Origin of the sequence: Streptomyces sp. NPDC088812 (assembly GCF_044750285.1) — a bacterium.
GTDB lineage: Bacteria > Actinomycetota > Actinomycetes > Streptomycetales > Streptomycetaceae > Streptomyces.
Genome location: NZ_JBIVJP010000001.1, coordinates 796998 through 814013, shown reverse-complemented (window position 1 = coordinate 814013; position 17016 = coordinate 796998). Strand labels below are relative to the sequence as shown.

At 71.7% G+C, this 17016-nt stretch carries 18 protein-coding genes and 1 pseudogene; 11 read left to right on the top strand and 8 right to left on the bottom strand.

Going from position 1 to position 17016, the window contains the following annotated elements:
- Window positions 1–277 precede the first annotated feature (277 nt).
- The 4 genes and pseudogenes from ACIP67_RS03410 (at window position 278) to ACIP67_RS03395 (ending at window position 3629) form a co-directional block, all read left to right on the top strand.
- On the top strand, window positions 278–835 hold the full coding sequence (locus tag ACIP67_RS03410; protein ID WP_401686599.1) for a tellurite resistance TerB family protein: 558 nt from the start codon (window positions 278–280) through the stop codon (window positions 833–835).
- A 224-nt stretch (window positions 836–1059) separates the two neighbouring features.
- Window positions 1060–1374, top strand: a pseudogene (locus tag ACIP67_RS03405) (transcriptional regulator); the annotation flags it as partial.
- Window positions 1375–1549: 175 nt separating this feature from the next.
- On the top strand, window positions 1550–2305 hold the full coding sequence (locus ACIP67_RS03400) for an IclR family transcriptional regulator (RefSeq protein WP_401686597.1): 756 nt from the start codon (window positions 1550–1552) through the stop codon (window positions 2303–2305).
- A gap of 145 nt (window positions 2306–2450) precedes the next feature.
- Entirely contained in the window at window positions 2451–3629 is a 1179-nt protein-coding gene (locus tag ACIP67_RS03395) for a 4-hydroxybenzoate 3-monooxygenase (protein ID WP_401686594.1), read from the top strand.
- 84 nt (window positions 3630–3713) lie between these two features.
- Here ACIP67_RS03395 and ACIP67_RS03390 read toward each other — a convergent pair whose 3' ends face one another.
- From ACIP67_RS03390 to ACIP67_RS03360, 7 genes are all read right to left on the bottom strand, one after another.
- Window positions 3714–4982, bottom strand: a complete 1269-nt coding sequence (locus tag ACIP67_RS03390) for a cytochrome P450 (RefSeq protein WP_401686591.1) — start codon at window positions 4980–4982, stop codon at window positions 3714–3716.
- Between the two features lie 201 nt (window positions 4983–5183).
- Window positions 5184–6377 carry an NAD(P)/FAD-dependent oxidoreductase gene (locus ACIP67_RS03385; RefSeq protein WP_401686588.1) on the bottom strand — a complete coding sequence of 398 codons (1194 nt, stop codon included), beginning with the start codon at window positions 6375–6377 and terminating at the stop codon, window positions 5184–5186.
- The gene (locus ACIP67_RS03380; RefSeq protein ID WP_401686586.1) at window positions 6374–6574 is read right to left on the bottom strand and encodes a ferredoxin; all 201 of its coding nucleotides are present in this window, start codon (window positions 6572–6574) and stop codon (window positions 6374–6376) included. The genes ACIP67_RS03385 and ACIP67_RS03380 overlap by 4 nt, the downstream gene beginning before the upstream one ends.
- 167 nt (window positions 6575–6741) lie before the next feature.
- Window positions 6742–7338 (bottom strand): TetR/AcrR family transcriptional regulator, encoded by a 597-nt coding sequence (locus ACIP67_RS03375; protein WP_401686800.1) that lies wholly within the window; start codon window positions 7336–7338, stop codon window positions 6742–6744.
- A 269-nt stretch (window positions 7339–7607) separates the two neighbouring features.
- Window positions 7608–7811: a cytochrome P450 gene (locus ACIP67_RS03370; RefSeq protein WP_401686583.1), complete on the bottom strand. Its 204-nt coding sequence runs from the start codon at window positions 7809–7811 to the stop codon at window positions 7608–7610.
- 18 nt (window positions 7812–7829) lie between these two features.
- Window positions 7830–8618 carry an IclR family transcriptional regulator gene (locus ACIP67_RS03365; RefSeq protein WP_401686798.1) on the bottom strand — a complete coding sequence of 263 codons (789 nt, stop codon included), beginning with the start codon at window positions 8616–8618 and terminating at the stop codon, window positions 7830–7832.
- A 185-nt stretch (window positions 8619–8803) separates the two neighbouring features.
- Window positions 8804–9256, bottom strand: a complete 453-nt coding sequence (locus ACIP67_RS03360; protein WP_401686580.1) for a MarR family winged helix-turn-helix transcriptional regulator — start codon at window positions 9254–9256, stop codon at window positions 8804–8806.
- A 57-nt stretch (window positions 9257–9313) separates the two neighbouring features.
- Between ACIP67_RS03360 and ACIP67_RS03355 the strand changes: the two genes are divergently transcribed.
- Window positions 9314–10180 carry an SDR family NAD(P)-dependent oxidoreductase gene (locus ACIP67_RS03355; protein ID WP_401686579.1) on the top strand — a complete coding sequence of 289 codons (867 nt, stop codon included), beginning with the start codon at window positions 9314–9316 and terminating at the stop codon, window positions 10178–10180.
- 172 nt (window positions 10181–10352) lie between these two features.
- Here the strand turns inward: ACIP67_RS03355 and ACIP67_RS03350 are convergent, their stop codons facing one another.
- Complete coding sequence (locus tag ACIP67_RS03350; RefSeq protein ID WP_401686576.1) at window positions 10353–10751, bottom strand: peptidase inhibitor family I36 protein; 399 nt, start codon at window positions 10749–10751, stop codon at window positions 10353–10355.
- Between the two features lie 547 nt (window positions 10752–11298).
- Between ACIP67_RS03350 and ACIP67_RS03345 the strand changes: the two genes are divergently transcribed.
- From ACIP67_RS03345 to kdpA, 6 genes are all read left to right on the top strand, one after another.
- Window positions 11299–11826 carry a hypothetical protein gene (locus tag ACIP67_RS03345; protein WP_401686573.1) on the top strand — a complete coding sequence of 176 codons (528 nt, stop codon included), beginning with the start codon at window positions 11299–11301 and terminating at the stop codon, window positions 11824–11826.
- Window positions 11827–11906: 80 nt separating this feature from the next.
- Window positions 11907–12749, top strand: a complete 843-nt coding sequence (locus tag ACIP67_RS03340; RefSeq protein WP_401686571.1) for a DUF4097 family beta strand repeat-containing protein — start codon at window positions 11907–11909, stop codon at window positions 12747–12749.
- An 81-nt stretch (window positions 12750–12830) separates the two neighbouring features.
- Window positions 12831–13817, top strand: coding sequence for an ATP-binding cassette domain-containing protein (locus ACIP67_RS03335; RefSeq protein ID WP_401686568.1), 987 nt, complete (start codon window positions 12831–12833; stop codon window positions 13815–13817).
- Complete coding sequence (locus ACIP67_RS03330) at window positions 13814–14605, top strand: ABC transporter permease (RefSeq protein WP_401686565.1); 792 nt, start codon at window positions 13814–13816, stop codon at window positions 14603–14605. Before ACIP67_RS03335 ends, ACIP67_RS03330 begins: the two co-directional genes overlap by 4 nt.
- Before the next feature lie 632 nt (window positions 14606–15237).
- Window positions 15238–15327, top strand: a complete 90-nt coding sequence (gene kdpF, locus ACIP67_RS03325) for a K(+)-transporting ATPase subunit F (RefSeq protein ID WP_037775329.1) — start codon at window positions 15238–15240, stop codon at window positions 15325–15327.
- Window positions 15328–15335: 8 nt separating this feature from the next.
- Window positions 15336–16997 carry a potassium-transporting ATPase subunit KdpA gene (gene kdpA / locus ACIP67_RS03320; protein WP_401686562.1) on the top strand — a complete coding sequence of 554 codons (1662 nt, stop codon included), beginning with the start codon at window positions 15336–15338 and terminating at the stop codon, window positions 16995–16997.
- Window positions 16998–17016: the final 19 nt, after the last annotated feature.

Sequence of the window (17016 nt, the reverse complement as noted above, 5' to 3'; positions counted from 1 at the left end):
TGGCCCGAGCGGGCCGGCCCGCCTCGGCTACGGCATCAGCCGGGTGAACACTGACGCGGCCCCCGCCTGACCTGCCCCATCGGCGGCGGGCGCGAGGGCCCGACGTCCCACTGGGCGCCCCGGCACGCGGGGCGCGAGCGCCCGCTGTCCTCCATCGGCGCCGGTTCCGCGCACTGCGCGACGACGGAACTTCGAAGAGCCCGCGGGAGTTGGCAGGAGGACCGCGGATCACACGCGGACGACCGGAACGACACGGGGCGAAGCCGAGGTGGCACGGATGGCGATGTGGGATCGGATCAAGGACCAGGCCAAGGGTCTGCAGCAGCAGGCGCAGGGGGCCCGGGGCTCCGGGGGCCACGGACACGGAAGGCCCGGGGCAGGGTCCGCCGGGGGGTCGAAGGCCCAGCTGGTGAGCGTGCTCAAGTCGCAGCTCAGTTCTCTCAAGACGGAGCTGAAGAGCGGCGCCTACCGCGACGCCAGCATGGCCGTGTGTGCCCTGGTCGCCGCCGCCGACGGGCATGTCGACCCGGCCGAGCGGCAGCATGTGGAGTCGCTGCTGCTGCACAATGACGTTCTGCAGAACTTCCCGCCCGATCAGCTGCGGCAGCGCTTCAACCGCCACGTCGACCAGTTGGCGTTCAACTTCCAGCAGGGCAGGACCGAAGCCCTTCAGGAGATCGCCAAGGCCGCGAAGAAGCCGACGGAGGCCAGGGCGGTCGTACAGACCGGCTTCGTCGTCGCGGGTGCGGACGGATACGTCGCGCCGGCCGAGGAGCAGGTCCTGCGCGAGGTGTGCTCGGTCCTCGGCCTGTCTCCGCAGGAGTTCGGCCTCTGACGCCGTGCACCGCCTTCAACGACCGGAGGGTGCAGCGGGTCGGACCGGCCGACGGGAACCGCTGCCCGCCGGATCCGTCCCACCACGGCCGCTTCCGCCGGTTCCGCTCCCGGGCACCGGCGGAAGCGGTGTCCGCGGCCGTCGTGCTCACCGAATGCTCGGGAGCATCGCGAGCGCCTTCGACCGCTGGGCGGCCAACTCGTCGTAGGTACCGTCGCGCTCGGCCGCGCTGCGTGGAACCGGTGGGCGAACTCGCCCTGTCGAGCGAGCGGTTCGGGACCCTCTGGGCGCGCCAGGACCTCCGCGGCCTCGACGGCGGCACCACCACCGTGGACCGTCCCGTCGTCGGCGAGCTGCGCCTGCACCGGGACAAGCTGCCCGTGGACGGTCTGCTCCTGGTCCCCTACTACGCCGATCAGGGCAGCGAGAGCGACGAGAAGCTGCGCCTCCTCGCCTCCACGGCCCAGCCCCCCACCCCGACGCACGTCGGATCACGACCGGCTGAACCGGACAGTCTCCTCGAACCCCGCCCACGGTGACCTGACCGCCGAGCCGTGGCCACGCGGCAGGTCCGTCCTCGTGAGCCGCGCATACTGGGAGAACGGGGCGGGCGCGCAGGTACGGTCGGCAGATTTCCGCGCCACGGCCGCGCGGCGTGGTGCCTGCCGCCGGCGTCACCCGTGCCTCGGCGCAGAACAGGAGCAGGGACGCACCATGGCGAACTCACGGTCCGGGGAGTCGGTCACAGAGCGGATCGTCCGCGTCCTCGAGACGTTCGACACGGACCGCACGGTGCAGACGGCGGCGGAGATCGGCCGGCGCGCGAGGCTGCCGTCGTCCACCGCCCACCGGATGGTGGCCGAACTCGTGGAGTGCGGGCTGCTGGAACGGGACGACGAGCAGCGGGTGCACCTGGGCATGCGGCTGTGGGAGCTGGCGCTCCGCGGCTCCCGGGCGCTCCGCCTGCGGCAGGCGGCGCTGCCGTTCATGGAGCGCGTGCAGGCCCGTGTCCGGGAGCACACCCAGCTCGCGGTGCTGGAGAACGACGAAACGCTCTTCATCGAGCGCCTGTCCCATCCGCACGCGGGCGCGAACATCACCCGGATCGCGGGCCGGCTGCCCCTGCACGCCTCGTCGTCGGGGCTGGTCCTGCTCGCCCACGGCCCGCAGGAACTGCGGGAACGCATCCTCGCCGGGCCACTCGAAGCGGTGTCGCCGGAGACCCTGACGGACCCGGCGCGGCTGCACCGCGTCCTCGCCGGCATCCGCCGCGACGGCGTCGTCGTGGCGCCGGGGTCGGTCGAGACCGTGTCCACGGGCATCGCCGTACCGGTACGCGAGGGACGCGGACAGGTGATCGCCGCGCTGTCGGTCGTCCTCCCCCGCGACGCGCCGACCGGCCCCGCGGCCGAGGAACTGCGTGCCGCCGCGTCGGGCATCTCGGCCGCAATCGGAGCAAACCGCCCCTAGATGTGCGCCGATCGTCTTCTTTCCTGGTCGGGCGGCACGTCGGGCGAAAACTGGATTCCCGTTCAATGGCAATGACCGTCGTCCGCGAGGCCCGACTCGCGTCAGACTCCCTGCGTTCCCCGCGCCAGCCGTCGAAGGAGACGACATGCCCGAACGCACCCGCGTCGCCATCATCGGCGCAGGCCCCGCAGGCCTGCTGCTGTCCCACCTGCTCGACCGACACGGCATCGAGTCGGTGGTCCTCGACTCCCGTACCCGCGAGCAGATCGAGACCACCATCCGGGCCGGCATCCTCGAACAGGGCACCGTCGAGATCCTGCACGAGACGGGAGCGTCGGACCGGGTCCTCACGGTCGGGCAGAAGCACGAGGGCATCGAGCTGCGCTTCGGCGGCGAGGGCCACCGCATCGACTTCACCGACACCGTCGGCCGGGCGGTGTGGCTGTACCCGCAGCACGAGGTGCTCAAGGACCTCGTCGCCGCGCGCCTCGCCGCCGGCCAGGACATCCGCTTCGGCGTGACCGCCCAGCGCGTGGAGGACGCCGAGACGGACCGCCCGCGCGTCGTCGCCAAGGACGCCGAGGGCAACCCGGTCGTGATCGAGGCCGACGTCGTGGTCGGCGCGGACGGCTCGCGCAGCGTCGCCCGCGAGGCCGTCACCGGCACGTACGGCGGTTACTTCCGGGAGTACCCGTTCGCCTGGTTCGGCATCCTGTGCGAGGCGCCGCCCAGCGCCGAGGAGCTGATCTACAGCAACTCGCCGGACGGGTTCGCGCTCATCAGCCAGCGCAGCCCCGGCGTGCAGCGCATGTACTTCCAGTGCGACCCGGAGACCGACACCGAGGCGTACACCGAGGAGCAGCTGTGGGAGATCCTGCAGTCGCGCGTCCCCGGCACCACCCTCAACGAGGGCCGCATCTTCCAGCGGGACGTGCTGCGCTTCCGCAGCTTCGTCGCCCACGAGATGCGCAAGGGCCGGGTCGTACTTGTCGGCGACGCGGCGCACACCGTGCCGCCCACCGGCGCCAAGGGCATGAACCTCGCCGTCGCCGACGTCGTCCTGCTCACCGACGCGCTGCGCGCCCTGCTGCTCGACCGGGACGAGACCCTGCTCGACGCCTTCCCCGAGACCGCCCGGCAGCGCATCTGGAAGGCACAGCACTTCTCCTGGTGGATGACGAACATGCTGCACCTCCAGCCCGAGGCGAGCGACTTCGACCGGATGCGCCAGATCGGCGAACTGCGCACGGTCGTCGAGTCGGACGCCGGCCGCGCCTACCTCGCCGAGGCCTACACCGGCTGGCCGCTCCCGGGCCGCCGCTGATCCTCCGCCTGCCCCCGCGAAGTCCTTCTCGACGCCGCCACTGCCCCCGGCGCCGGAGTGCGGACGGCCGGGGGCAGTGGGCCGTCACCAGGTGACCGGCAGCTCGTGCAGGCCGTAGATCACCGCGTCGTACTTGAACTTCACCTCTTGCAGCGGTATCGCCGCGCGGAGTGTGGGGATGCGGCGGAACAGGGTCGGGTAGATCACCTGTAGTTCCAGGCGTGCCAGTGGCTGGCCCAGGCAGTGGTGGGTGCCGCCGCCGAACGCCTGGTGCCGGCGCGCGTTGCGGGTGATGTCGAGCCGGTCCGGAGCGGTGAACACCGCCGGGTCGCGGTTGGCCAGCTCGCCCAGCAGGATGACGCCGTCACCGGCCGGGATGGTGTGCCCGGCGATGTCGATGTCCTCCAGTGCGGTGCGCCGGCGGCCCAGGTGCACGATCGACAGGTACCGCAGGAGCTCCTCCACCGCGTTCACGACGATCTGCGGGTCGTCGGCGTCGCGGATCATCGCCAGCTGCTCAGGGTGGCGCAGGAGGGCCAGCGTGCCCAGGCTGATCATGTTGGCGGTGGTCTCGTGGCCGCCGAGCAGCAGCAGAACGCCCATGGCGGCGGCTTCGCGAGCCGTCAGTTTCCCGGCCCGCACCTGCGCGCCCAGCTTGGAGATCAGGTCGTCACCCGGATCGGCGATCTTCTGGGAGACCAGGGCGTCCAGATAGTCGGTGAGCGCCGTGTGCGCCGAGCCCCGGTCGGCTCCACTGGCGGTGGCGGAGACCAGTACCTTGCTGTTCGCCTGGAAGAACTCGTGGTCGTCGTAGGGCACCCCGAGCATCTGGGAGATCACCAGCGAAGGCAGGGGCAGGGCCAGTGCCTGGACGAGGTCGACGGGCCTGGGACCGGCCAGCATGCGGTCGATGATCTCGTCGGTCATCCGTTGCACCGTGGGGCGCATCGCCTCGACCCGCTTGATGGTGAACGTGCCGCTGATCATACGGCGCAACCGGGCGTGCTCGGGGTCGTCCATGCCGACGAAGCTGAGGTCGGTGGCGCCACCGCGGCTGTGCCGGGGATCGATGGGGCTGGGGAAGTTGGGGGCGGCGAAGTCGACGCTGAGGCGTGGGTCGGTCAGCAGTTCCTTCTGCTCGGCGTGACCGGTCACGGCCCACGGTGTCGACCCGCCCCAGGAACGCACCCGCGTGACCGGCCCGTGGTCGGCGAGGGCTCGCAGCTCCGGCGAAGGATCGAAGGGGCACGCGGCGGAGCGTGGCGGGGGGAACTGCGGAACGGTCTCGTCGATGTCGCTTCGAGTCTCCTCGGTGTCACTTCGAGTCTCGTCGATGTCGCTTGGAGAAGTCATCGTTCAACTCCCGGTGTGGGGAAGCGGCGGACTGTGTTCACCGCGCCCGGCGGACCGGACGGCGCGGTGGGCTGCCGGGCTGCCGGGCAGCATGCGGCGGCCGGGCGGGATGCGGCTGCTCGTGGTGGTGGCAGCGGGTCGTGCCCGATGGCGGGTCGCGGACGGCGCGCGCCGGGCCGCTGGGATCCCGTCCAGCCGGTTTCACGGGGTGGCGGGCTGCTGAGGGCGTGTGAAGTGGTCGGTGAGAAGCGCGCGCTGGAGGCGCGTCTGCTTGGGCAAGTTCCACCCCAGAACGCCTTCGGGGCCCCGGAGGCCCGTGTAGCGGACCAGGAAGCGCCCGTCGTGCGGATCGCCCTCGACGATCTCGGCCCGGGCGTCGGCGGAGGCGATGCCGTGGATCTGGAGCTTGGCGTCGAACTGGTCGGTCCAGAAGTACGGCACGGGCGTGTAGGGCCGGCCGGTGCCGAGGATGTCCGAAGCGACGGCGAGGGCCTGCTCGGCAGCGTTGGTCCTGTTCTCCAGACGCAGGAGACGGCCCAGTCCTTCGTGGTGCCAGCGCGCCACGTCCCCCACCGCCCACACCCCCTCGGCGGCCCGGCAGAAGGCGTCGCAGACGACACCGTCGTCCAGGTGCAGGCCGCTGTTTCTCAGCCAGCCGGTGGCCGGGGCACAGCCGACCGCGGTGACCACGACGTCCGCGTCCAGGTCCGTGCCGTCACTGAGCCGTACCCCGGTCACCCGGTCCCGGTGTGTGTCCAGGGCGTCCACCAGCACCCCGCCGCGCACCACCACGCCGTTGCGTCGGTGCAGGTCGGCGAGGTGCGCGGCGACCAGCGGACCGAGCTGCTCGGTCATCGGGGCCGGCTGTGGGCCGGCCAGGGTCACGTCCAGGCCCATCCGCCGTGCGGTGGCCGCCGTCTCCGCGCCCAGCACGCCGTCGCCGATCACCACGACGCGGCGGGCGGAGAGCAGATCGGCGCGCAGCGCGGTGGCGTCCTCGAGGGTGCGGACCACGTGCGTGCCGCGTGTGCCGCACTGGTCCGGCGGGGTCCGGGCGGTGATGCCGGTCGCGATGACGACCGCGTCCGCGGTGAGGGTACGCCCGGCCGCGGTGGTGGCCTCGCGTCGGCGGGCGTCGAAGCCGATCGCGGGATCGCCGAGCATCCACTCGGCGTTCAGGGCCGCCAATGCCTCGGTGGAGCGCAGCCGGGCACGTTGTGGCTCCCAGGCCCCGCTCAGCACCTGCTTCGACAACGGGGGCCGGTCGTAGGGGGGTTCACGTTCCGCGCCGAGCAGGGTCAGGGTTCCGGTGTAGCCCTTGCGGCGCAGTGCCTCGGCTGTCGCCAGGCCCGCGACCGAGGCGCCGACGACCAGGACGCTCTTCACCTCGTTCATGCGTTGTCTTCCAGGAGGATGCACGCGGCGGGGCAGACGGCGGCGGCCTCGCGGGCCTGCTCGTGCCGGTCTTCCGAGGGGGTGGCGTCGAGCAGGACGACGATGCCGTCGTCATCGCGCTGATCGAAGACCTCCGGGGCGATCAGCACACACTGGCCGGCGCCGCAGCACTTCTCTTCCTCGACGGTGATCTTCACGGTTGTCCTCGTCTTCCGGTGGTGGGGGGACATCGGGGTGTGGCATGGCCGGGGACCGCCCCCGGGGCCCGATGGGCGATGCACCGGGGCCGGCCGGCCGGGCTGTGGCGACCGACGGCCGCACCGACGGCGTAGCGCGGCCTGTCGACGGCGTGTCGAGGGGAGTCTCAGCGGTGAGTGACGGGCGCGGTCAGCAGCCCCACCAGCGCGTCCTCCAGGGCGTGGGCGGTGCGCTGCCACGAGGCACCGGGTTCGGCCGTCCCCGCGGCCGCGGCCCGCTCGTGCTCGGCGCACGTGTGGAGGATCAGGTCGCGGGCCATATCGCCACGCTCACGGCGGACGTCGGCGGGGACGGTCGGCCCGAGGCACCTTCCCAGCTCCCGCAGCGTGTGCCACAGGCTCTCCCGGGTGAGGGACTCGTCGGTGACCAGAGCCCGCATCAGGGGGTCGGTCAGCACCTGCACGGTGAACCGCGCCTGCCAGGACGGCACCCCGAGCGCGTCCAGGTGCTCGGTCACGGGACGTACCAGGCACCGCACCCAGTCCCTGATGTCATCGCTCTCGCCGACGGCTTCCACGTGCCGTCGGCGGATGGCGTCGACCGCCGTTCCGTGCTTGGTCATGATGGTGTGCACCAGGGCCGTCCTGCTGCCGAAGTGGTAACTGACGACGGTGGTGTTGCCCTGCCCGGCCGCCTCGCCGATCTGCCGGTTGGAGACGGTGGACAGACCGTGCTCGGCGTACAGGCGCTCGGCCGCCGCCATGATCGCCTCTCGTGTCCCGGCTCCGCGTCCGGGTCTGCGTTCCGTCCGGTCGGCGGTGTGGTTCACCCTGTCGTCAGCTCCTCTCGCCGCGGGGTGGTCGCCATGCCCTCCTGGCGCCGCGGTGCCCTGCACTCGGTAGGCGGCTCCAGCCCGGGGAAGCGGCTCAGCAGCAGGCCGAGCACCTCGCTCGCCCACTCAAGCCCAGCCCCTCGTTCTCAATCAACCGACTGACTTAAACACGCGGGGAGGTAGGCCGAAAACACCCGCTGTCAGTCCGCCGGCCGGATGCGCACGGGCAGGGAGGCCCAGGAACGAAGGGTGTTGTTGAGGTGCCGCCGCGGGTCGCCGGCGAGCTCCAGGCGCTGTACGCGGCGGGCGAGGGCGGTCAGCAGGGCCTCGGCCTCCAGACGGGCGACGTGCTGTCCGACGCACTGGTGGATGCCCATACCGAAGCCGACGTGGCCGGATGTCACGCCGCCGCCGCACTGCCGTCACACAGCGGGTACCTCGCGCGCGGTGGGCGCCCCCAACGCGCGGGACACGCCTCGGGCGGCCATCCGTACGACGGGCACGACCGCCTGGGCGCCCGCGTCGTTGGGGACGATGACCGACAGGGCCGCCACCACGGTGCCGTCCGCGCCGCGCACCGGGGCGGCCACACCGAGGGCCTCCTCGTGGACGTGACCGGGGCAGAAGGCGTACCCCTGCTGACGCGCCCCGGCCAGGAGGGTGCGCAGTCGTGCGGGTGTGGCCGCAGTGGCCGCGGTGTAGGCGGTCAGCGGGCCGGCCAGCACGCGTTCCCTGACGTCGGCGGGGCCGTGCGCCAGGAGCACCAGGCCGCTGGACGATGCGTACAGGGGCAGTCGCCCGGCGATACGGGAGTAGTTGATCACCGCGTTCGGGGCGGAGAGACGTTCGAGGAACAGCACGTCGTCCCCTTGGCGTACCCCCAGTTGCACATGGTGGCCCACCACGTCGTGCACGCCCTCCATGAACGGCATGGCCGCATCGCGCAGCGACAGCGTCGGCGAGGCCCTCATGACGAGTTCCCAGAGCCGGACCCCGATGCGCACCCGGCGGTCGTCGTCCCGGCTCAGGAAGCCGTGGACGACCAGTTCGGCGACCAGCCGGGAGGCCGTGGCCACATGCAGCCCGGTACGGCGCGCGATCTCGGAGACGGTCAGCGCCGGCTCGTCCTGGCTGAACGCCTCCAGGATGCGAGCGGCACGGGAGAGGACCGACTCGTGGTGGGTGTCTTCATCGGGTGCCGTTCGGGTGATCGAGCGGGCGGGCGCCCCCTGCCCGGCCCCAGGATGACATCACGTCACCCCCGGGAACAGGCCCGGGACACCGTCCCCGGTGGTTTCCTTCCTCCGGGTCAAGGGCCGTCGTGCCCTGGCGCGCGGCCGTCCTCGGCAGCCGGCGGTGGGCCGCTCCGGACGGTCGGGTACCGCTGAAGGCGGCGTCAGCGCGCGAGGACTGTGTCGAGGCGGGCGAGCAGCGTTTCCAGGCTGGTCAACTGCTGCGGTTCGAGCGATCCGAAGAGTTGACGGAGGACACTCGTTCCCGCTCGCTCTGCCGCCGCCAGTGTCGTCCGGCCGGCCTCCGTCAGGGTGACGGTCTTGCGGCGGCGGTCCTGAGGGTCGCCGGTCCGGGCGACCAGGCCGAGGCGTTCCAGGCCTTCCACGATCTGGGTGACGGAACGCGGTGCCTGGCCGAGGGCGTCGGCGAGTTCGGCCTGGTGCAGTGCGCCGCGGCCGGCCAGGACCTGAAGGACCTTGGTGCGGGACAGGGACAGTCCCGCGGCCGACACCATGCGCTGGTCGACCTGCTCGCGCACGCCGTGGGCGAGGGTGAGGAAGGACAGTCCCACCTGCTCCGGGGCGCCGTCGACGGCTGTCTTGTCGTGCTCGCTCATGGTTCGGGTATCCTCCCACACCATGATCGTGAGGTACCTCATGAATGGGAGCGTGTGATGGACCGCCCTGTTGCCGTGATCACCGGAGCCACCTCCGGACTGGGCCGTGCCGCCGCCTTCGAGCTGGCCCGCCAGGGCTACCGCATCGCCGCGGTGGCCCGCTCCCGCGACAGAGCCGAGGCCCTCGTCGACGACCTCGCCGCGGTGACCGACGCTCCCGTCGACGTCTTCCACGCCGACCTCGGACTGCTCTCCCGGGCGCGCCGGGTGGGTGAGGAGATCGCCGCACGCCTTCCGCGGGTGGATGTGCTGGTCAACAACGCCGGCCTGCACGCCTTCTCACAGCGGATCACCGCCGAGGGGTTCGCGGAGATGACCGCCGTGAACCACCTGGGCCCGTTCGCCCTGACGCAGGCGCTGACGGACACGCTCCTCGCCTCCGCGCCGGCGCGGATCGTCAACGTCGCGTCGGAGGCGTCGCGGCAGGCCAGGACGATCGCACCGGCCGAGGACCTGCGCCGCACCGACCCCTACGGCCGCCGGGAGTCGATGGCCCTGTACGGGCGGACCAAGCTGATGACCATCATGTGGTCCCAGGAGCTGGCCAGGCGCCTGGACCCGGAGAAGGTCACGGTGAACTGCTGCGACCCCGGTTTCAACGCCACCGGTCTCGGCCGGGACCTGCCCGGCTCCGCGGTCCTGCGGCGTGTGCTGAACGCTCTCAGGATCGGCGATCCCCGCAAGGGCGCCGGCATCATCGTGCGGCTCGCCACCGACCCCGCCCTCGCCCGCACCAGCGGCGGCTACTTCTCCGTCCGCGACGCCCGGCCGCTGCGGTGCCCCGAGCCCGGCCGGGACGCCCGCGTACAGAGGGACCTGTGGGACGAGACCTTGGCGCTCCTCGCCGCCCACGCGGCCGGCTGAGCCGGCGGTCCCTCACGGGAAGGGCGGCGAACGGTCCGCTGAAGCCGCGAACCGTCGCCGCCAGGGCCGCCCCCGGGACGTGCGGGGACCGACGAACCAGCTGTCCCGGCACGTGTGGCGCGTGTAGTGCGTGTGGCGCGGGTGGTGCGGGTGGTGCGGGTGGTGCGAGTGGTCAGCCGCAGTTGTTGCGGTTGATCTTCAGGGAGCGGGTCTGGTCGTTGAGGTTGTAGCCGCGCAGGTCGTGGATGGAGCCGCCGCTGCGGGTGACGCACACCCAACGGCCGCTGTGGTTGCGCCCTTCGTAGACGCGGGCGGTGCGGTCGGAGTTGTTGCGGATCGAGCTGCCCCGGTCACGGATCGCGAGCGGGAGGTCCTTGACACTGCCGTCCACGGCCCGCCACACCCAGGGCTGTCCGCCGAAGTCGATGTCCGGGTAGATGCACACATAGCCGGACGGGCAGTCGATCGCGGCCCGCACCGCGCCGGCCGCGCTGGAAGCGGGGGCTGGAAGAGCCGTGGGGAGGAAGGCCAGGACGGCGACGGCCCCGGCACGCATCAGGTGTTTGATCACGGCACTACACATACTGGTCGCCCGGTACCGTCGAGGCGGGCTTGCCCGCAGGTTCACCTGTGCGGGGGAGCGTGATGTCCGCACGGCAAGCCCCTACAGCAGGCGGCAGCGCTCGCACAGTGGGCCTGAGGCCCGGTGACCGGGACGCCGGTGACCGGGACGCCGGCGACCGGGACGCCGGCGACGACGGCCCCCGCGCCGTGGCGGATCGCACCCCGAGGGCAGCACGGCAGCTGCCGATGATTCCCGGCCACGACCGGTTGCTGCCGCGACCGGCGGGAGTGAACGCGTCGAGCGTCGACGGACCGCGAGGCGGGGCCACCCTCCGACATCATCGCGCGGCACCACATGGCACCAGATGGCACACGTTGGCACCACCCGGCACCATACGGCGCCCCTGAGGGCAACTGAGCATGCACGGCACCACAGTCATTCAGGTGGACGACACAATATTTCCGCAGGCCAGAAGGGCCACGCCAGGCGCCTGCCCCCAGAGATGCCCGCTAACGGCTTGCGCATGACGCCACTATGGCACCATGATGGCGTCATGGACCTCACGCCCTACGTCGACACCCTGCGTCGCGAACTCGCGGTGGCCGCTGAAGCCGGCGGTGACGACGCCCGCGAGCTGGCCGAGAGGCTCACCGCTCCCCTGGAGTCGGCGACCCGGCTGACCATGCTCGACGTGCTCTCCGCCGCGATGAACGAGATCACCCGCGAACTCGCCCCCGGCTCGGTCGACGTACGGCTGCGCGGGCTCGACCCCGACTTCGTGGTGACACCGCCCCCCACCGACGACGGCTGCCCCAGGGAGCCGACCGCGCCGGTCGCGCCGGCCGAACCGTTCATAACCCCGGCCCCGGCCGACGCTGACGAGGGCGGCACCGCCCGCGTCAACCTGCGCCTGCCGGCCCACCTCAAGGCCCTCGCCGAGGAGGCCGCGACCCGCGAGGGCCTGTCGGTCAACGCGTGGCTCGTGCGCGCCGTGTCGGCGGCGGTCGGCGGCGGCACCCGGCCGCGCACGACGGAGAAGACCCAGACCCTCGGACAGAGCTTCACGGGCTGGGTGCGCTAGCCGCGCCTCGCCCACATCGCCTCACCCACACCACGCCCCCCTGCGGGGACGTCCGGAAGACCCAAGAGGACGGTACAGCCATGCCTTCTTTCGACACTCCCGAACCGATCTCGGCCACGGCGCACGTGGAGGCCGGTTCCATCCAGTTCACCGCGGGCGACCGCCACGACACCGTCGTCGACGTGCGGCCCCGCGACCCGCAGCGGGACCAGGACGTACGGGCGGCCGACCAGACCGAGGTCACGTACGCGAACGGCGCACTGACCGTCAGGACGCCCAAGTCCCACCTGTTCGGCCGCACCGGCACCGTCGACGTGACGATCGAACTGCCCACGGGCTCGCACATCGACATGACCGGCGCCTGGGCCCAGGTGCTCGGCGAGGGCCGGCTCGGCGAGGTCCGCGTGAAGACCTCGTCCGGCGACGTCCGCCTCGACACGACCGGCCCACTGAAGCTGACCGCGTCGCACGGCTCGATCACCGTGGACCGGGTCGAGGGCACGGCCGAGATCACCACCAGCTCCGGCAGCCTGCGCGTCGGCCTCGTCGACGGCCCCGCCGTCCTGAAGAACTCGCACGGCACCACGACCGTCGGCGCCGCGACCGGCGAGCTGCGGGTGCGCGGCGCCAACGGCGACATCGAGATCCGGCGCGCCGAGGACTCGGTCACCGCCATCACCGCCCACGGCGCCCTGCGCGTGGACGAAGTGGCCCGCGGCACCGTCCGGCTGGAGACCTCCTACGGCGCCATCGACGTCGGCGTCCGCGAGGGCACGGCCGCCTGGCTCGACGTCCGCTCGGGCTCCGGGCAGGTGCGCAACACGCTCACCGCGTCAAAGACCCCGGAGAAGACCGAGGACACCGTCGAGGTCCGCGCCCTCACCCGGTACGGCAACATCCACGTCCGCCGCGCCAAGGCCTGAGCCCGGAAGAACCGGCCTCCCCCCTCACTCCCCCAGCCACTTCAGCCCTCTCACCCGGAGGAGCCCATGCCTTCTTCTGTCATGCCCACGCCCAGACGGAGTGACGGTCACCCGCCGCCGGCCGCCATCTCCGCCCTCGGTCTGCGCAAGTCGTACGGCGACAAGACCGTCCTCGACGGCATCGATCTGCGCATCCCGGCCGGGTCCGTGTTCGCGCTGCTCGGGCCGAACGGCGCCGGCAAGACCACCGCCGTCAAGATCCTCTCCACCCTCGTCACCGCCGACGGCGGACAGGCCCAGGTCGCGGGCCACGACATCGCCACGTCAGCGGACGGGGTGCGGGCCGCGATCGGCGTCACCGGGCAGTTCTCCGCCGTCGACGGACTGATCACCGGCGAGGAGAACATGCTCCTCATGGCGGACCTGCACCACCTGCCCCGGCGCGAGGGGCGCCGGGTCACCGCCGAACTGCTGGAGCGCTTCGACCTGGTGGAAGCCGCGAAGAAGCCCGCCGCCGGCTACTCCGGCGGCATGAAGCGCCGCCTCGACATCGCCATGACCCTGGTCGGCACCCCGCGGATCATCTTCCTCGACGAGCCCACCACCGGCCTCGACCCCCGCAGCCGCCACACCATGTGGCAGATCATCCGCGAACTGGTCTCCGACGGGGTCACCGTCTTCCTCACCACCCAGTACCTGGAGGAGGCCGACGAACTCGCCGACCGCATCGCCGTCCTCCACGACGGCACGATCGCCGCCGAGGGCACCGCCGAGGAACTCAAGCGGATCGTCCCCGGCGGACACGTCCGGCTCCGCTTCACCGACCCCGACGCCTACCGGTCCGCCGCCTCCGCCTTGCACCGGGCCGCCCCGGACGACGAGGCACTGGCGCTCCAGATCCCCAGCGACGGCAGCCAGCGCGCACTGCGCTCCCTCCTCGACCGGCTGGACTCGGCCGGCATCGAGGCGGACGAGCTCACCGTGCACACCCCCGACCTCGACGACGTGTTCTTCGCCCTCACCGGCAGCACCAAGGTCCCCGCCCAGCCCGAGGAGTCCGCCCGATGAGCACCTTTTCCCTGGCCGTCCGCGACTCGTCCACGATGCTGCGCCGCAACCTCCTGCACGCCCGGCGCTATCCGTCCCTGACGCTGAACGTGCTGCTCACGCCGGTGATGCTGCTGCTGCTCTTCGTCTACGTCTTCGGCGGCGTGATGAGCGCCGGCATCGGGGGCGGCGGGGCGGACCGCTCCGAGTACGTCGCCTACATCGTGCCCGGCGTCCTGATGATGACGATCGGCGGCACCACGGTCGGCACCGCGGTGTCCGTCGCCATGGACATGAGCGAGGGCATCATCGCCCGCTTCCGCACCATGGCCATCCACCGCGGCTCCGTGCTCGTCGGGCACGTCGCCGCCAGCGTGCTCCAGTCGATCATGAGTGTGGTCCTGGTGGGTGCCGTCGCCGTGGCGATCGGCTTCCGGTCCACGGACGCCACCGCCCTGGAGTGGATCGCGGCGTTCGGGCTGCTCACGCTGTTCGCCCTGGCGCTCACCTGGATCGCGGTCGGCATGGGCCTGGCCAGCCCGAACGCCGAGGCCGCCGCCAACAGTGCACAGCCGCTGATCCTCCTGCCGCTCATCTCCAGCGCCTTCGTCCCGGTCGACGCGATGCCGGGCTGGTTCCGGCCGATCGCCGAGTACCAGCCGTTCACACCCGCCATCGAGACCCTGCGCGGGCTGCTGCTCGGCACCGAGATCGGCCACAACGGATGGCTCGCGATCGCCTGGAGCGTGGGCCTCACCCTGCTCGGCTCCCTCTGGTCCACGTCGCTGTTCCACCGCGACCCGAAGTAGCGGGAGCGGACCGGTCAGCGGTTCGTGGGCCGCGGCCCACGGCGCGTCCCACTCCGGGGCGGCGTACTCCGGCACCGTGTCGGCGTACGCCGCCCCGTCGGCGTGTTCTCCGCCGCTCGACCGGCCCGGCACCGGTGCGTCCAACGCCCCGGAGCGGTATCGCCGCCCCGGCCCGGGGCCCGAGGTGATCTCCGGGCGCCGATGTCGTTCTTGAGACGGGGAAATCCCTCCCGCGCGGTCGACCGAGAGCAAGGGGCGGATGCTGGCCGAGCCGTTGACGGCGCTCGCGGGTGCCGGGGCCACAGCACTGATCGGGGCCATGGCCACCGCCGCGTGGCAGGGCTGACGGTGACCGGATCGCATCGGTCGCTGTGAGGCCGGTCACCCCGCCGTCGCAGGGCCCGCTCGCCGGCCCGGATCAGGTGCCGTAAGGGACCCGTCAAGGACGAGGACGCCGCCGTAAGAGAACCGTCAAGGGGCGACCTGGTCAGGCCGCGGAGGCGTTCTCCTCTAAGCGTCCGTTTCCGACGCACCTCGTTCCAGGAGTTCGCGATGGCCGATCTGGCTTTCGTCGTCACCATCATCGCGGGATTCGCGCTGGTGGCTCTGGCCGCCAAGGGGGTGACGAAGCTGTGACCGCCGAGAACACCGTCGGCCTGGTCGTGGCCGTCGCCCTGCTGGGCTATCTCGTCCTCGCCCTGATCTTCCCGGAGAGGTTCTGAGAGCAGACATGGGTCCCGTACCGGCCGGCGTGCTCCAGTTGCTCGCCCTGACGGGCGCGCTGGCGCTCGTCCACGTTCCCCTCGGCAACCACATGGCCCGGGTCTACTCCTCGAAGAGACACCTGCGTGTCGAGAAGTGGATCTACCAGGGCATCGGTGCCGACCCCGATGCCGAGCTGCGCTGGCCCGCGTACCTGCGCGGTGTCCTCGCCTTCTCGGCCGTCGGTGTCCTCTTCCTCTACCTGCTCCAGCGGCTCCAGGGCGTGCTGTCCGGCTCGCTCGGCTTCTCCTCGGTCGGACCGGCGCAGTCGTTCAACACGGCCGTCTCCTTCGTGACCAACACCAACTGGCAGTCCTACTACGGCGAGCAGACCATGGGTCACCTCGTGCAGACCGCCGGTCTGGCCGTGCAGAACTTCGTCTCCGCGGCCGTCGGCATGGCCGTCGCCGTGGCACTGGTACGCGGCTTCGCACGCTCACGCACCGGTGAACTCGGCAATTTCTGGTCCGACCTGGTGCGCGGCACCCTGCGGATCCTGGTGCCGGGCGCGGCGATCGCCGCCCTCGTGCTGGTGGCCTGCGGCGCGTTGCAGAACTTCTCCGGCATCCACGAGGTCGGCCAGTTCATGGGCGGCTCGCAGCAGTGGAACGGCGGCGCGGTCGCCTCGCAGGAGGCCATCAAGGAGCTGGGCACCAACGGCGGCGGCTACTTCAACGCCAACAGCGCTCACCCGTTCGAGAACCCGACGCCCTTCACGAACCTCTTCGAGATCTTCCTGATCCTGGTGATCCCGTTCTCGCTGACCCGCACCTTCGGTGTGATGGTCGGTTCCGTGCGGCAGGGATACGCGATCCTCGCCACGATGGCCACCCTCTGGGCGGGCTTCGTCGCCCTGATGATGTGGACCGAGTTCGCCCACCACGGCCCGGCGCTCCAGCTGGCGGGCGGGGCCATGGAGGGCAAGGAGGTCCGCTTCGGGATCGGCTCCTCGTCGATCTTCGCGGTGTCGACCACGCTCACCTCGACCGGCGCGGTGAACTCCTTCCACTCGTCCTTCACCGGCCTGGGCGGCGGCCTCACGATGCTCGGCATGATGCTGGGCGAGATCGCGCCCGGCGGCACCGGATCCGGCCTCTACGGCATGCTGATCATGGCGGTCGTCGCGGTGTTCGTCGCCGGCCTGATGGTCGGGCGCACGCCCGAGTACCTGGGCAAGAAGATCGGCGCGCGGGAGATGAAGCCGGCGGCCTGCTACCTGCTGGTCACGCCGGCCCTGGTCCTGGTCTTCACGGCGGCGTCCATGGCGCTGCCGACCCCGCCCCACTCGATGCTCAATCCCGGCGCGCACGGCTTCTCGGAAGTGCTGTACGCGTTCACCTCCGCGTCCAACAACAACGGCTCGGCCTTCGCCGGTCTGAACGTCAACACCGACTGGTACAACACCGCGACCGGGCTGGCGATGCTGTTCGGCCGCTTCCTGCCGATGGTGTTCGTCCTGGCACTGGCCGGCTCGCTCGCCGAGCAGCGGCCGGTCCCGGTCACCGCGGGCACGCTGCGCACCGAGAAGCCGCTGTTCACCGGCCTGTTGGTGGGCGCGGTCCTGATCGTCACCGGTCTGACCTACTTCCCGGCGCTGGCCCTGGGCCCGCTCGCCGAGGGGTTGGCGTGATGGCCACCCGTACCGAGAA

Bases quoted from the DNA above. Each gene is read 5' to 3' on its own strand.
- kdpA (WP_401686562.1), top strand. From the start codon at position 15,336: ATGGGTCCCGTACCGGCCGGCGTGCTCCAGTTGCTCGCCCTGACGGGC.
- ACIP67_RS03385 (WP_401686588.1), bottom strand. From the start codon at position 6,377: ATGAACGAGGTGAAGAGCGTCCTGGTCGTCGGCGCCTCGGTCGCGGGC.
- ACIP67_RS03340 (WP_401686571.1), top strand. From the start codon at position 11,907: ATGCCTTCTTTCGACACTCCCGAACCGATCTCGGCCACGGCGCACGTG.
- ACIP67_RS03360 (WP_401686580.1), bottom strand. From the start codon at position 9,256: ATGAGCGAGCACGACAAGACAGCCGTCGACGGCGCCCCGGAGCAGGTG.
- ACIP67_RS03410 (WP_401686599.1), top strand. From the start codon at position 278: ATGGCGATGTGGGATCGGATCAAGGACCAGGCCAAGGGTCTGCAGCAG.
- ACIP67_RS03355 (WP_401686579.1), top strand. From the start codon at position 9,314: ATGGACCGCCCTGTTGCCGTGATCACCGGAGCCACCTCCGGACTGGGC.
- ACIP67_RS03330 (WP_401686565.1), top strand. From the start codon at position 13,814: ATGAGCACCTTTTCCCTGGCCGTCCGCGACTCGTCCACGATGCTGCGC.
- ACIP67_RS03395 (WP_401686594.1), top strand. From the start codon at position 2,451: ATGCCCGAACGCACCCGCGTCGCCATCATCGGCGCAGGCCCCGCAGGC.
- ACIP67_RS03400 (WP_401686597.1), top strand. From the start codon at position 1,550: ATGGCGAACTCACGGTCCGGGGAGTCGGTCACAGAGCGGATCGTCCGC.
- ACIP67_RS03375 (WP_401686800.1), bottom strand. From the start codon at position 7,338: ATGGCGGCGGCCGAGCGCCTGTACGCCGAGCACGGTCTGTCCACCGTC.
- ACIP67_RS03390 (WP_401686591.1), bottom strand. From the start codon at position 4,982: ATGACTTCTCCAAGCGACATCGACGAGACTCGAAGTGACACCGAGGAG.
- ACIP67_RS03345 (WP_401686573.1), top strand. From the start codon at position 11,299: ATGGACCTCACGCCCTACGTCGACACCCTGCGTCGCGAACTCGCGGTG.
- ACIP67_RS03335 (WP_401686568.1), top strand. From the start codon at position 12,831: ATGCCCACGCCCAGACGGAGTGACGGTCACCCGCCGCCGGCCGCCATC.